This window comes from Streptomyces sp. P1-3, assembly GCF_050613155.1.
Classification (GTDB): domain Bacteria; phylum Actinomycetota; class Actinomycetes; order Streptomycetales; family Streptomycetaceae; genus Streptomyces.
In genome coordinates this window covers 1950001-1963300 of the sequence record NZ_CP192512.1, presented here as the reverse complement: position 1 = coordinate 1963300, position 13300 = coordinate 1950001, and the positions used below count along the sequence as shown (strand labels likewise).

Genomic DNA, 13300 nt, shown 5'->3' with positions numbered 1-13300 from the left:
CGTATGGTGTCCGCGCCCTGGATAGGGTGGCCGCCGTACGCATGAGTGAGTGTGAGCAGTACAGCGAACCAGGGGGCCCCTGAAGGTGAGTACGTCCGCTACGACCGGCTTCTGCAGGGTCACGATCGTCGCGCCCGACAGCCGTATCGACGTGGCTCTACCGGAAGACATCGCCGTCGCCGACGTGTACCCGGAAATCCTGCGCCTCACCGGACAGACACAACCTGTCGGCGCCCCCACCGGCTACCACCTGGTCCGCCTCGACGGCACCGTCCTCGACGGCACCCGGTCCCTCGTCGCCCAACGGATCCACGACGGCGAACTGCTTTCGCTGCGCCCCTTCTCCGAATCGCTTCCCCCCGCCGTCTTCGACGACGTCTCCGACGCGATCGCCTCCGCCGTGACCCGCGACCGCACACTCTGGAACGACCGGTTCCTTCGCGCCTGCGGCCTCGTCGGCGGCGCGTTCCTCCTGGTTCTCATGGGGTTCGTGCTCTGGTTCGCCGATCCGGTGAAGCACGACATGCACGGCCTGCCCGGCATCATCGCCGCCGCGGTGGGCGCGCTGCTGGCGGCTCTCGCCGGTGCACGGGCGCGGGTGTACCAGGACCGCGCTTCCGCCGTCGCTCTCGGCCTCGCCGCACTCCCGCATGTGATGATCGCGGGCTCCGGAGCCCTCCCACTGGATGACGGACAGGGCATCGGGCGGCTTCAGTTCATGCTCGGCTGCGTGGCCGTGCTCGTCGTCTCCGTCGGGCTCATCGCCGTCATGCCGAGCGGCGATGCCCCGTTCGTCGCCGCCGCCTTCGCCTCCGCCATCGGCGTCGTCGCCATGTACTGCGCGATCCTGGCCGATGCCCGGCCCTCCGACACCGCGGCCGTCTGCGCCGTCGTCGCGATCGGCACCATCGCCTTCCTGCCGGGTTTGTCCGCCCGCGTCGCCCGCCTCCCCATCGGCTACGCAGCGCCGCAGTCCACAACGGACCTCGACGCCGAGCCGGAGGCCCGTACCGGCGAGCCGGTCGACGCCGAGCGCATCGCCATCCAGGCGCGCCGCGGCCACGAGTTGCTGCTCGGCTTGCTGGGCGGCTGCTCCGTGGTCGTCGTGGGATCGGCGGCCGTACTCGGTTTCTCCACGTCCATGTGGGCGCAGCTCCTCGCACTCGCAAGCGGCTTGGCCATGCTGCTGCGCGCCCGCCTCTTCCGCTACACCTCGCAGGTCTCCTGCGTGCTGGTCGCCGGTATCGCCGCGCTCGCGCTCCTCGTCCTCGGCCTCTCCCTCAATCCGCCGGTCGCCAAGGTCCTGGAACTGCTGCGCGGCCATGACGCCGAGATGAACATCCGCACCGTGTGGCTGGCCGCCGCTGTCGCCGCCGGAGCCGCGCTCATCACGGCCATCGCCCTGATCGTCCCGAACAAGGGCCTCACACCTTTCTGGGGCCGCGCCTCGGACCTGGCCGAAGGGGCTCTCCTGCTCTCCCTCGTGCCGTTGTGCCTTGCCGTCCTGGACATTTACTCGTCGGTGCGCAGCATGACCGGCTAGTGGCCACAACCGGTCGGCAGGTTCGCCGCCGGGCGTGTGCGGCGCGGCGCTTAGCATGATCAGCTGATCCGCGGCGCGAGGCCGACCGGGGGGACGAGATGGAACCGCTGAGCCGGGACGACCCGCGCTCCTTGGGCCCGTACCACGTCATCGGGCGCCTGGACCCGGTGGCCGGGACGGTTCCGGGCACGGCCCGCCGCTTCATCGGCCGCGCGGCCGGCGGCGAGCGGACCGTGCTGCTGGCCGTGTCTCTCGCGGAGCGCGCGGAGGATCCGGGATACCTGGCGCGGTTCCGGGCGGAGGCGCAGGCCGCGTGGCGACTCACCGGGGACCCGGCCCGCCCCTGGCAGCTCGGCCGGCTGGCGCCGGTCGCCGAGGTCGCGGATCAGGCGCAGGGGCCCGCATGGAGCGCCGGACCGTATCTGCCCGTGCTGCCGTTGCCCGTCGCGTTGGAGGTGTACGGCGGGCCGCTGCCGGAGGGCGCGGTACGGGCACTGGGCGCGGCGCTCGCCGAGACGCTCGTCGCCCTGCACGTGGCGGGCCACGCGCACGCCGGGATCTCGCCGGACGCGGTGCTGATCGCTGAGGACGGGCCGCGGCTCGCCGGTTTCGGCGCGGTCCGGGCCCGGCCGCGGACGGTGAACCGCGGGCCGGGCTGCCGGGCGTCGCGGCGGACTTCCTGCCACCGGAACAGGCCGCGGGCGGGCGCCCGCGACCGCTGGGCGACGTGTTCGCGCTGGGAGCTGTGCTTGCGTACGCGGCCACCGGGCTGCCGCGGCCGGGGCCGGAGGACCTGCCCGTGGGGCTCCGGGAGACGTTGGGCCGCGCCGTCGCTGAGGACCCGGCGCAGCGCCCCGCCCTCGACGACATCGCCCGCCTGCTGGCGCCGCCCCGCCGCGCGCCGCGCGCATGGACGAAGGGCCCGCTGGCTCAGGACATCGCCCGCCGCGAGGCGGACGCCGCCCGGTTCGCCGCGGTGCCCGGGACCGCGGGCCGCGGCCCGTCCCGGCGGCAGTTGATCGGCTCGTTCGCCGTGGGCGGCGGACTGCTCGCGGCGGGCGGCGGGGCCGCGTGGTGGCTGCTCCGCGGGCAGGACGGTCCCGCGGACCGGTCCTGGGCGGCCGAGCCGCTGGCGGAATACGAGGCGGAGACGGTCCCGCGGCCGCTGTGGGGGCCGCTGGAGGTCGCGGACCCGGACGCCCCCGCTCCGCTCCTCGTACGCGATCTCGTGGTCGTCACCGGCAAGGGCGGCGGGCTGCGCGCAATGGACGTCCGCGACGGGCGGCGGCGCTGGACCGCGCCCGGGAGCGCGGTCGCCGCCTCGGCCGTGGCTCCCACCGAGGACATCGTCTGCACCGCCGACCGGCAGGGAGCGCTGCTGGCCCTGGCCGCCGAGGACGGGCAGCCGCGCTGGTCGGCGGCGGACGCGGACGCCGCCGTACGGCTGGCGGCCGACGCCGACGCCGTCTATCTGCTCACTCGCACGGGTGAACTGCGCGCCATCAGTCTCACCTCCCGTCGGCCCGTGTGGACGGTGCCCGCACCCGTGGACACCGCCCGGCAGCCCCCGGCGGTGGCAGTGGCCGACGGGCGTCTGGTGGTGTTCGGCGGCGACGGCAGGGTCGCGGCGCTCGACACGGCGAGCGGGGACGTCCGCTGGGGCCCGCGGAAGCAGGGGAGGCGCGCCCTCCGCCCCGCCATCGCCGACGGCACCGTCTATCTCGGCGGCGACTCCCTGACCGCACTGGAGCTGGCCGGCGGCGAACCGAAATGGGCGCACCCCAGCGGCGACGGCACGACCGGCTGGGGCCCGCCGACCGTACACGGGAAACTGCTCTACGCCGTCGACGGAGAACTGTGCGCCCGGGAGCTGGGTGACGGCTCGGACGCCTGGACCGTGCCCGTGGGCTCGGCGAAGCCGCCCCGGGATGCCCCGGTCGTCCAGCGGAACAGTGTCTGGGTGGTCCAGGAGGACCGCGGCACCAGCTCCGTACGCACCGTCGACACCCGTACCGGGGCCGGTGCCTGGACGCACACCACGAGCGACGACGTCCGCTGGCTGGTGGCGGCCGCCGACAACCGCGTCTTCCTCCAGCATCAGGGCACCCTCATCGCCATGCCCGTCTTCTGAGCCTTCTCTCCGGGGCTGAGCCTTCTCTCCGGGACGGCCCCCACCCCAGGGCCCCCGCGCGACCCTGGTACGCTGTGTGACGGCCGTTTGTGTACGCGCCCCCGGAGCCCTTTCGAAGGCTCTGGAGACAGCGCCCAGCGAGCCCCGCCTCCCGAGTAACGGAAGCTCCCCTGAGACCAAGACCAGGGGCACTCGGTGGCTGAAACGAAGCACCCAAGGAGTATCGCGTGTCGCTCGACGCCGCCACGAAGAAGCAGATCATGGCCGAGTTCGCCACCAAGGAGGGCGACACCGGTTCCCCCGAGGTCCAGGTCGCGCTGCTCACCCGCCGCATCTCGGACCTGACCGAGCACCTGAAGACCCACAAGCACGACCACCACTCCCGCCGTGGTCTCCTGCTGCTCGTCGGCCAGCGCCGCCGCCTGCTGCAGTACCTGGCCAAGAAGGACATCACGCGCTTCCGTACGCTGGTGGAGCGCCTGGGCATCCGCCGCGGTGCGGCGGGCGCCAAGTAAGACGCCGTGAAGGGAGCGGTTCCCGCGCCAGGGGGCCGCTCCCTTTGCCGTACGTACGGACGCATTGCCGTACGTACGACGCATCCGTCCACGCGGACGGTGACGTGCGGGCGGCGGCACCCGGGCAGAGAGTCCGTTCGCCGTCCGTACGACAGTGCGTACGGGCGGTGCCCAACGTGCCCCGTACGCATCGATCAGACGCTTCAGCCGTCGTGAGGTCGGCCGAACCTTTGTAGTCTGGTCCCAACAACAACGCCATAACGAACGAGGAGGAGCGCCTCATTCCCGCCGCATCGGCGCCGCAGGCGCCGGTCCTCGGTAGTGGCTCCCGGAACTGGCAATTCCGGTGGCTTCGATCGAAGACCGGCCCGGTCGTCGGCCACCCGGCCAGGGGCGCTGCTCCACCACCGTCCTCCCGTCACACGGACGAGGGGACGCAGACGAGGAGAATTCCCTGGTGGAGAACGAGACCCACTACGCCGAGGCCGTGATCGACAACGGCGCCTTCGGCACCCGCACCATCCGTTTCGAGACGGGCCGCCTGGCCCGTCAGGCCGCCGGCTCCGCCGTGGCCTACCTGGACGACGACACCATGGTGCTGTCGGCCACCACCGCTTCGAAGAACCCCAAGGACCAGCTCGACTTCTTCCCGCTCACGGTGGACGTCGAGGAGCGGATGTACGCCGCCGGGCGGATCCCCGGCTCGTTCTTCCGCCGTGAGGGCCGTCCCTCCGAGGACGCCATCCTCACCTGCCGTCTGATCGACCGCCCGCTGCGCCCGTCCTTCAAGAAGGGCCTGCGCAACGAGATCCAGGTCGTCGCGACGATCATGGCGCTCAACCCCGACCACCTCTACGACGTGGTCGCGATCAACGCCGCCTCAGCCTCCACCCAGCTGGCGGGCCTGCCCTTCTCCGGCCCGATCGGCGGCGTCCGCGTCGCGCTGATCAAGGGCCAGTGGGTGGCCTTCCCGACTCACACCGAGCTCGAGGACGCCGTCTTCGACATGGTCGTGGCCGGCCGCGTGCTCGCCGACGGCGACGTCGCGATCATGATGGTCGAGGCCGAGGCCACCGAGAAGACGATCCAGCTGGTCAAGGACGGTGCCGAGGCGCCGACCGAGGAGATCGTCGCCGCGGGCCTGGAGGCTGCGAAGCCCTTCATCAAGGTGCTGTGCAAGGCGCAGTCCGACCTCGCCGCGAAGGCCGCCAAGCCGACCGGCGAGTTCCCGATCTTCCTCGACTACCAGGACGACGTCCTGGAGGCGCTGACCGCCGCCGTCCGTGACGAGCTGGCCCAGGCGCTGACCATCGCGGGCAAGCAGGAGCGCGAGGGCGAGCTGGACCGGATCAAGGGCGTCGCCGCCGAGAAGCTGCTGCCGCAGTTCGAGGGCCGCGAGAAGGAGATCTCCGCCGCCTACCGTTCGCTGACCAAGGCCCTGGTCCGCGAGCGCGTCATCAAGGACAAGGTCCGCATCGACGGCCGCGGCGTCACGGACATCCGTACGCTGGCCGCCGAGGTCGAGGCGATCCCGCGGGTGCACGGCTCGGCGCTGTTCGAGCGCGGCGAGACCCAGATCCTGGGTGTCACCACGCTGAACATGCTCCGTATGGAGCAGCAGCTGGACACGCTGGCGCCCGAGACGCGCAAGCGCTACATGCACAACTACAACTTCCCGCCGTACTCCGTCGGTGAGACCGGTCGGGTCGGCTCGCCCAAGCGCCGCGAGATCGGCCACGGCGCGCTGGCCGAGCGGGCGATCCTGCCCGTGCTGCCGACCCGCGAGGAGTTCCCGTACGCCATCCGCCAGGTCTCCGAGGCGCTCGGCTCCAACGGCTCCACCTCCATGGGCTCGGTCTGCGCCTCGACCATGTCGCTGATGAACGCCGGTGTGCCGCTGAAGGCCCCGGTCGCAGGCATCGCCATGGGCCTGATCTCCCAGGAGATCAACGGTGAGACGCACTACGTCGCGCTGACCGACATCCTCGGTGCGGAGGACGCGTTCGGCGACATGGACTTCAAGGTCGCCGGTACGAAGACGTTCGTGACCGCCCTCCAGCTGGACACCAAGCTGGACGGCATCCCGGCCTCCGTGCTGGCCGCGGCCCTCAAGCAGGCCCGCGACGCCCGTCTGCACATCCTCGACGTGATGAACGAGGCCATCGACGTCCCGGACGAGATGTCCCCGAACGCCCCGCGGATCATCACCGTCAAGATCCCGGTGGACAAGATCGGTGAGGTCATCGGCCCCAAGGGCAAGATGATCAACCAGATCCAGGAGGACACCGGCGCCGACATCACCATCGAGGACGACGGCACCATCTACATCGGTGCCGCCGACGGCCCGGCCGCCGAGGCCGCCCGCGCCACCATCAACGGCATCGCCAACCCGACGATGCCCGAGGTCGGCGAGCGCTACCTGGGCACGGTCGTGAAGACCACCACCTTCGGTGCCTTCGTCTCGCTGCTGCCCGGCAAGGACGGTCTGCTGCACATCTCGCAGATCCGCAAGCTGGCCGGCGGCAAGCGCGTGGAGAACGTCGAGGACGTGCTCGCGGTCGGCGCCAAGGTCCAGGTCGAGATCGCCGAGATCGACCAGCGCGGCAAGCTGTCCCTGATCCCCGTGATCGAGGGAGACTCCGAGAACGCTGCCGCTGAGGGCGAGAAGGACGAAGCCGCCAAGTGACGTCCCGTACGCACCAGGCGACGGCCCGCACCTCCTCGGAGGGGCGGGCCGTCGCCCGTACCCAAACGCTTCTCAAGGGCGAGAACGGCATCGGCACGGTCCGCAAGACCACGCTCCCCGGGGGCCTCCGCGTGGTCACCGAGACCCTGCCGTCGGTACGCTCCGCCACCTTCGGCATCTGGGCGCACGTCGGCTCCCGCGACGAGACCCCGTCGCTGGGCGGTGCCACCCACTACCTGGAGCACCTGCTCTTCAAGGGCACGGCACGGCGCAGCGCGCTCGACATCTCCTCCGCCATCGACGCGGTCGGCGGCGAGATGAACGCGTTCACGGCCAAGGAGTACACCTGCTACTACGCGCGGGTCCTCGACACCGATCTGCCGCTGGCCATCGACGTCGTCTGCGACATGCTGACCGGCTCGCTGATCACGGCGGAGGACGTGGACGCCGAGCGCGGCGTGATCCTCGAAGAGATCGCCATGACGGAGGACGACCCGGGCGACTGCGTGCACGACCTGTTCGCGCACACCATGCTCGGTGACACCCCGCTGGGCCGCCCGGTCCTCGGCACCGTCGACACGGTCAACGCCCTGACCGCCGACCGTGTCCGCCGCTTCTACCGCAAGCACTACGACCCGACGCACCTGGTCGTCGCGGCCGCGGGCAACGTCGACCACGCCAAGGTCGTCCGGCTGGTGCGCAGGGCATTCGAGCGGGCGGGCGCGCTGGACCGGACCGACGCCGTCCCCGTGGCCCCGCGCGACGGCTCCCGTACGATCCGCACCGCAGGCCGCGTCGAGCTGCTGGGCCGCAAGACCGAGCAGGCCCATGTGGTCCTCGGCATGCCCGGTATCGCCCGCACCGACGACCGGCGCTGGGCGCTGGGCGTGCTCAACACGGCGCTCGGCGGCGGCATGAGCTCCCGGCTCTTCCAGGAGGTGCGGGAGAAGCGCGGGCTCGCCTACAGCGTCTACTCCTACACCTCGTCGTTCGCCGACTGCGGGCTCTTCGGCGTCTACGCCGGCTGCCGCCCCAGCCAGGTCCACGACGTGCTCAGGATCTGCCGTGACGAGCTCGACAAGGTCGCGGAGCACGGCCTGTCGGACGAGGAACTGCGGCGCGCCATCGGCCAGCTGTCCGGCTCCACGGTGCTCGGCCTGGAGGACACCGGCGCGCTGATGAACCGCATCGGCAAGAGCGAGCTGTGCTGGGGCGAGCAGATGTCGGTGGACGACATGCTCGCCAGGATGGCCGCGGTCACCCCCGACGAGGTGCGCGAGGTGGCCCGCGATCTACTGGGACGGCGTCCCTCGCTGTCCGTCATCGGCCCGCTGAAGGACAAGCAGGCGGCCCGCCTGCACGAAGCGGTCGCCTGACCCGGGCCGGTCCGGGCCGACCTGACCCGGACCGGGCCGACCGCCGACCCCGCCGACCCGCCGAACCCGAAGGAACGAGCAATGAGCAAGCTGCGTGTGGCCGTCATCGGTGCCAAGGGCCGTATCGGCTCCGAGGCCGTACGAGCGGTGGAAGCCGCCGAGGACATGGAGCTGGTCGCCGCCCTGGGCCGGGGCGACAAGCTGGAGACCCTGGTCGAGGCGGGTGCCCAGGTCGCGGTGGAGCTGACCGACCCCGGCGCGGTCATGGGCAACCTCGACTTCCTCGTACGCCATGGCATCCACGGCGTCATCGGCACCACCGGTTGGACTGATGACCGCCTCGCGCAGCTGCGCGCCTGGCTGGCGGCGGCCCCCGAGGTGGGCGTGCTGATCGCGCCGAACTTCTCCATCGGGGCCGTGCTGACCATGCGGTTCGCCCAGCAGGCCGCGCGCTTCTTCGAGTCCGTCGAGGTCATCGAGCTGCACCACCCGGACAAGGCGGACGCCCCGTCGGGCACCGCCACCCGCACCGCGCAGCTGATCGCGGCGGCGCGGGCGGAGGCGGGCTGCGCCCCTCAGCCGGACGCGACGGTCACCGCGCTCGACGGCGCGCGCGGCGCGGACGTCGACGGGGTGCCGGTGCACTCGGTTCGGCTGCGGGGACTCCTGGCGCACCAGGAGGTGCTGCTCGGCGACCCCGGCGAGACGCTCACCATCCGGCACGACTCGACGCACCACAGCTGCTTCATGCCGGGCATCCTGCTCGGCGTGCGCCGCGTGGTGTCCACTCCCGGCCTGACCTTCGGGCTGGAACACTTCCTGGATCTGGACTGACCGCCGTGCGCGCAAAGATCACGTACTTCGGACTCGCGGCCGTCCTGGTCGTCTATTTCGTCCTCGTCGGCAGCCGCGGTGTCCTGCTCATCAAGCAGGGCACCGTGGTGACGGTCGCCTTCGGTCTCGCGGTGCTGGTGCTGCCGTTCATCGGCGGCTGGTTCCTGTGGCAGACCACGAAGTTCGCCCGGGCCGCCAACCGGCTGGCCCGCGAGCTGGAGGCCGAGGGGGGACTGCCGGTCGACGAGCTGGTCCGCACTCCCGGCGGCCGGATCGACCGGGACTCGGCGGACGCGGTCTTCGCCAAGCGGCGGGCGGAGACGGAGGAGTCGCCCGGCGACTGGCGCACGTGGTTCCGGCTGGCCGTGGCGTACCACGACGCGCGGGACACCCCGCGCGCCCGCAAGGCGATGCAGCGCGCCATCGCGCTGCACGACGGCAAGGCCGAGGGGCCGGGCGGCAAGGTCGGGGAGACGGGCGGCGAGACCGAGGGATCGGGTGGCAAGACCGGGGAGACGAGCGCCTCAGGCGTCTGAGGGGACGCCGGCGGCACGCTCCCGCCGGTGCGCGTGCGCCCAGTCCTCGATGGCGTCGCACGCCATGTCGAACGCCTCGGGGCGGCCGAGGAAGTCGGCGTTGTGGTCGGTGACCAGCGGGCGGAGCGGTTCGCCGCCCGCCGGCCCGACGAGGAGCGCCTGCCCCTGCACGGCGCGCGGCAGTCCCAGCCACTTCACCGGCTGCTGGGTGGTGCGCACCGTGCCCACCCGGCTCCACTCCACGGTCGTGGTGGTGAACAACGCGATCTGGCGCAGCCCGTACCCGCTCACCCACACGCCGGCCCGGACCAGCCGTACCGCCAGGACGATGACGAGCGTGGCGATGGCGACGCACACCCCGGCGCCGGGCAGCGCGCCCGCCATCGCGATGATCAGCGACGAGAACAGGATGTACGAGGCGAGGAGCAACAGGAGCGCCGCTCCGCCGACGCGCCACGGGCCCGGGCGGTACGGGCGGCGCCAGCGGTCCCGGTCCTCGTAGGGCAGCGGGGCGGCGTCGTCCGCGAGATCGTCGGCGTCGCGATCGGCGGTCAGGAACGGCAGGGGCACGACTGGTCCTCACTCCCACGCACGGCTCGACTTGGCTGCTGGTGGGTGAGGCTATCCCAGCCGCTCTCAGCGGCTGTCGGACACCTCCGAGTGCTGCACCTGATGGGTGGTGCGCGGACCGGACTCCATCGCGGGCAGTCCGAGCAGCAACGAGCCGACGAACCCGGCGACGATCGTCAGCCCGATCAGCGTGCGGCCGGCGATCTCCGACCGGCTGGCCCGGGGCCGGGGCGGCGGGGTGACATTGCTGCGGAACTGGTCGGCCTCGGCGAGGAAGGCGAAGGGTACGGGCTCTCGCCGGCTGAACATGGGGCCACTCCTTGGGGGCGCGGGCGGGGGCTGTCATAGGGGGAGACGGAGAAATGCCCTCCGGGGTGCCGATTCTTCGGAAATTCGGCCGTACTGCACCAATAGGGGGAGGCTTGGATGGAGATCAACAGCAGAACGTAAGCTGGGCGCCGCCAAGCGATGCGACCGGAAGGACCCTGTCAGTGACTGAGCTCACCCCCGAGAGCGCGAAAGCCAGCTTCCGCAGTGATGTGACTGTCGAGCTGGTGAAGCACACTGCGGCCGACACCGATGTGCTGTGGGCCGCCCGTGTGTCCACTGCGGGGGAGCAGTCCTTGGAGGAGCTCCAGAAGGACCCCGAGCGCTCCAAGGGGCTGATCAACTTCCTGATGCGGGACCGGCACGGCAGCCCGTTCGAGCACAACTCGATGACCTTCTTCATCAGCGCCCCGATCTTCGTCTTCCGCGAGTTCATGCGACACCGGGTGGGCTGGTCGTACAACGAGGAGTCCGGCCGCTACCGCGAGCTGCAGCCGGTCTTCTACGTGCCGGGCCAGGAGCGCAAGCTCGTCCAGCAGGGCCGCCCCGGCAAGTACGAGTTCGTCGAGGGCACGCCCGAGCACCACCAGGTCGTGGAAGAGCAGATGCAGGCCGCGTACACCCGCGCCTATGACGCGTACCAGGAGATGCTGGCCGCCGGCGTCGCCCGCGAGGTGGCGCGCGCGGTGCTCCCGGTCGGCCTGTTCTCCTCGATGTACGCCACGTGCAACGCCCGCTCGCTGATGCACTTCCTGGGCCTGCGCACCCAGCATGAGCAGGCGAAGGTGCCCTCCTTCCCGCAGCGGGAGATCGAGATGGTCGCGGAGAAGATGGAAGCCGAGTGGGCCAAGCTCATGCCGCTCACCTACGCCGCGTTCAACGACAACGGCCGCGTCGCGCCGTGACCCCGGACGTACGGACCAGTAGCAAGAAGTGTCCGTATTGCGGCATTTCGTGATGTTCATCTAGGCTGACCACAAGGGTCCGGCACTGCTTGAACCCCCGAGCAGGCAGTGCCGGGCTCCATGTCACCGCCCCGAGGGAGCACCCCGGGGCACGCTACGAGTAGCGTTGGACCCATGGCTCCGACATCCACTCCGCAGACGCCCTTCGGGCGGGTGCTGACCGCCATGGTCACGCCTTTCACCGCTGACGGCGCACTCGACCTCGACGGTGCCCAGCGACTCGCCGCCCACCTGGTGGACGCCGGCAACGACGGCCTGATCGTCAACGGCACCACCGGCGAGTCCCCTACCACCACCGACGCGGAGAAAGCCCAGCTCGTGCGGGCCGTCGTCGAGGCCGTCGGAGACCGCGCCCACGTGGTGGCAGGAGCCAGCACCAACGACACCCGGCACAGCCTGGAACTCGCCCGCGCCGCGCAGCAGGCGGGCGCGCACGGCCTGCTCGCCGTCACCCCGTACTACAGCAAGCCCCCGCAGGAGGGGCTCTTCCGGCACTTCACGGCGATCGCCGACGCCACCGACCTGCCGGTCATGCTCTACGACATCCCCGGCCGCAGCGGCGTCCCGATCAGCACCGAGACCATCGTCCGGCTCGCCGAGCACCCCCGGATCGTCGCCAACAAGGACGCCAAGGGCGACCTCGGCCGCGCCAGCTGGGCCATCGCCCGCTCGCGCCTGGCCTGGTACTCCGGCGACGACATGCTGAACCTGCCGCTGCTGTCCGTTGGCGCCGTCGGCTTCGTCTCCGTGGTCGGCCACCTGGTCAGCCCCGAGCTGCGCGCGCTCCTCGAGGCCCACCTGGCGGGCGACGTCGCCAAGGCGACCGAGATCCACCAGAAGCTGCTCCCGGTCTTCACCGGCATGTTCCGCACCCAGGGCGTGATCACCACCAAGGCCGCGCTCGCCCTCCAGGGCCTGCCCGCCGGCCCGCTCCGGCTGCCGCTCGTGGAGCTCACCCCCGAGGAGACCGAGCAGCTCAAGCGCGACCTCGCCGCCGGTGGGGTACAGCTGTAACCAAAGACTTCACAACTGAATACAGACACATCTGCAAGTGCACGAAAGTCACGCGCGCCATGTGCTCCCACGGGGGCATGTGGCGTGTGTGGTGAGGAGAGTCTTTTGAGTCATCCGCATCCTGAGCTCGGCCCGCCGCCGAAGCTGCCCGAGCGCGGCCTGCGCGTCACCCCGCTCGGCGGCCTGGGCGAGATCGGCCGCAACATGACGGTCTTCGAATACGGCGGCCGGCTTCTGATCGTCGACTGCGGAGTGCTTTTCCCCGAGGAGGAGCAGCCCGGAGTCGACCTGATCCTGCCGGACTTCAGTTCCATCCGGGACCGCCTCGACGACATCGACGGCATAGTGCTCACCCACGGGCACGAGGACCACATCGGCGGCGTCCCCTTCCTGCTCCGCGAGAAGGCGGACATCCCGCTGATCGGCTCCAAGCTGACCCTGGCGCTGATCGAGGCGAAGCTCCAGGAACACCGCATCCGCCCCTACACCCTTGAGGTGCAGGAGGGCAACCGCGAGCGCATCGGCCCGTTCGACTGCGAGTTCATCGCGGTCAACCACTCCATCCCGGACGCCCTCGCCGTGGCCATCCGCACCCCGGCCGGCATGGCGGTGCACACCGGCGACTTCAAGATGGACCAGCTGCCGCTGGACCGCCGCCTCACCGATCTCCCCACCTTCGCCAAGCTCGGGGAGGAGGGCATCGACCTGCTGCTGTCGGACTCCACCAACGCCGAGGTCCCCGGCTTCGTACCGCCCGAGCGCGACATCTCTAACGTCCTGCGCCAGGTCTTCGCCGGCGCGCA

General features: G+C 71.2%; 13 protein-coding genes (1 of these 13 cut by a window edge). 11 read left to right on the top strand and 2 right to left on the bottom strand.

Annotated features, from left to right (window positions below; translation table 11 throughout):
- Window positions 1-85 precede the first annotated feature (85 nt).
- From eccD to ACQUSR_RS08035, 8 genes are all read left to right on the top strand, one after another.
- A complete protein-coding gene (gene eccD, locus ACQUSR_RS08070; RefSeq protein WP_431041871.1) occupies window positions 86-1543 on the top strand; it encodes a type VII secretion integral membrane protein EccD in 1458 nt (485 codons plus the stop codon).
- 98 nt (window positions 1544-1641) lie between these two features.
- Window positions 1642-2562 (top strand): hypothetical protein, encoded by a 921-nt coding sequence (locus ACQUSR_RS08065; protein ID WP_431041870.1) that lies wholly within the window; start codon window positions 1642-1644, stop codon window positions 2560-2562.
- Window positions 2520-3674 (top strand): PQQ-binding-like beta-propeller repeat protein, encoded by a 1155-nt coding sequence (locus ACQUSR_RS08060; RefSeq protein ID WP_431047444.1) that lies wholly within the window; start codon window positions 2520-2522, stop codon window positions 3672-3674. Before ACQUSR_RS08065 ends, ACQUSR_RS08060 begins: the two co-directional genes overlap by 43 nt.
- A 227-nt stretch (window positions 3675-3901) precedes the next feature.
- Window positions 3902-4189: a 30S ribosomal protein S15 gene (rpsO, locus tag ACQUSR_RS08055; protein ID WP_431041869.1), complete on the top strand. Its 288-nt coding sequence runs from the start codon at window positions 3902-3904 to the stop codon at window positions 4187-4189.
- Between the two features lie 457 nt (window positions 4190-4646).
- The gene (locus ACQUSR_RS08050) at window positions 4647-6875 is read left to right on the top strand and encodes a polyribonucleotide nucleotidyltransferase (RefSeq protein WP_431041868.1); all 2229 of its coding nucleotides are present in this window, start codon (window positions 4647-4649) and stop codon (window positions 6873-6875) included.
- On the top strand, window positions 6872-8251 hold the full coding sequence (locus tag ACQUSR_RS08045) for a M16 family metallopeptidase (RefSeq protein WP_431041867.1): 1380 nt from the start codon (window positions 6872-6874) through the stop codon (window positions 8249-8251). The genes ACQUSR_RS08050 and ACQUSR_RS08045 overlap by 4 nt, the downstream gene beginning before the upstream one ends.
- Window positions 8252-8332: 81 nt before the next feature.
- Complete coding sequence (dapB, locus tag ACQUSR_RS08040; protein WP_431041866.1) at window positions 8333-9085, top strand: 4-hydroxy-tetrahydrodipicolinate reductase; 753 nt, start codon at window positions 8333-8335, stop codon at window positions 9083-9085.
- Between the two features lie 5 nt (window positions 9086-9090).
- Window positions 9091-9621 (top strand): hypothetical protein, encoded by a 531-nt coding sequence (locus tag ACQUSR_RS08035; RefSeq protein ID WP_431041865.1) that lies wholly within the window; start codon window positions 9091-9093, stop codon window positions 9619-9621.
- Here ACQUSR_RS08035 and ACQUSR_RS08030 read toward each other — a convergent pair.
- Both ACQUSR_RS08030 and ACQUSR_RS08025 read right to left on the bottom strand, forming a co-directional pair.
- Complete coding sequence (locus ACQUSR_RS08030) at window positions 9610-10191, bottom strand: hypothetical protein (RefSeq protein ID WP_431041864.1); 582 nt, start codon at window positions 10189-10191, stop codon at window positions 9610-9612. The two genes, ACQUSR_RS08035 and ACQUSR_RS08030, sit on opposite strands and share 12 nt — an antisense overlap.
- Window positions 10192-10257: 66 nt before the next feature.
- A complete protein-coding gene (locus tag ACQUSR_RS08025) occupies window positions 10258-10500 on the bottom strand; it encodes a hypothetical protein (protein ID WP_431041863.1) in 243 nt (80 codons plus the stop codon).
- Window positions 10501-10682: 182 nt separating this feature from the next.
- On the opposite strand from ACQUSR_RS08025, the gene thyX reads away from it, so the two are divergent.
- The 3 genes from thyX to ACQUSR_RS08010 all read left to right on the top strand — a co-directional run.
- Window positions 10683-11423 carry an FAD-dependent thymidylate synthase gene (gene thyX / locus ACQUSR_RS08020; protein WP_431041862.1) on the top strand — a complete coding sequence of 247 codons (741 nt, stop codon included), beginning with the start codon at window positions 10683-10685 and terminating at the stop codon, window positions 11421-11423.
- A gap of 174 nt (window positions 11424-11597) precedes the next feature.
- Complete coding sequence (gene dapA / locus ACQUSR_RS08015) at window positions 11598-12497, top strand: 4-hydroxy-tetrahydrodipicolinate synthase (RefSeq protein WP_304464276.1); 900 nt, start codon at window positions 11598-11600, stop codon at window positions 12495-12497.
- Between the two features lie 105 nt (window positions 12498-12602).
- On the top strand, window positions 12603-13300 hold the start of the coding sequence (locus ACQUSR_RS08010) for a ribonuclease J (protein ID WP_431041861.1). It continues 988 nt past the right edge of the window; only the first 698 of its 1686 coding nucleotides appear in the window; it begins with the start codon at window positions 12603-12605; the stop codon falls past the right edge of the window.

Coding starts and splice junctions, on each gene's coding strand:
- ACQUSR_RS08065 (WP_431041870.1), top strand. CDS start 1,642: ATGGAACCGCTGAGCCGGGACGACCCGCGCTCCTTGGGCCCGTACCAC.
- ACQUSR_RS08025 (WP_431041863.1), bottom strand. CDS start 10,500: ATGTTCAGCCGGCGAGAGCCCGTACCCTTCGCCTTCCTCGCCGAGGCC.
- dapB (WP_431041866.1), top strand. CDS start 8,333: ATGAGCAAGCTGCGTGTGGCCGTCATCGGTGCCAAGGGCCGTATCGGC.
- dapA (WP_304464276.1), top strand. CDS start 11,598: ATGGCTCCGACATCCACTCCGCAGACGCCCTTCGGGCGGGTGCTGACC.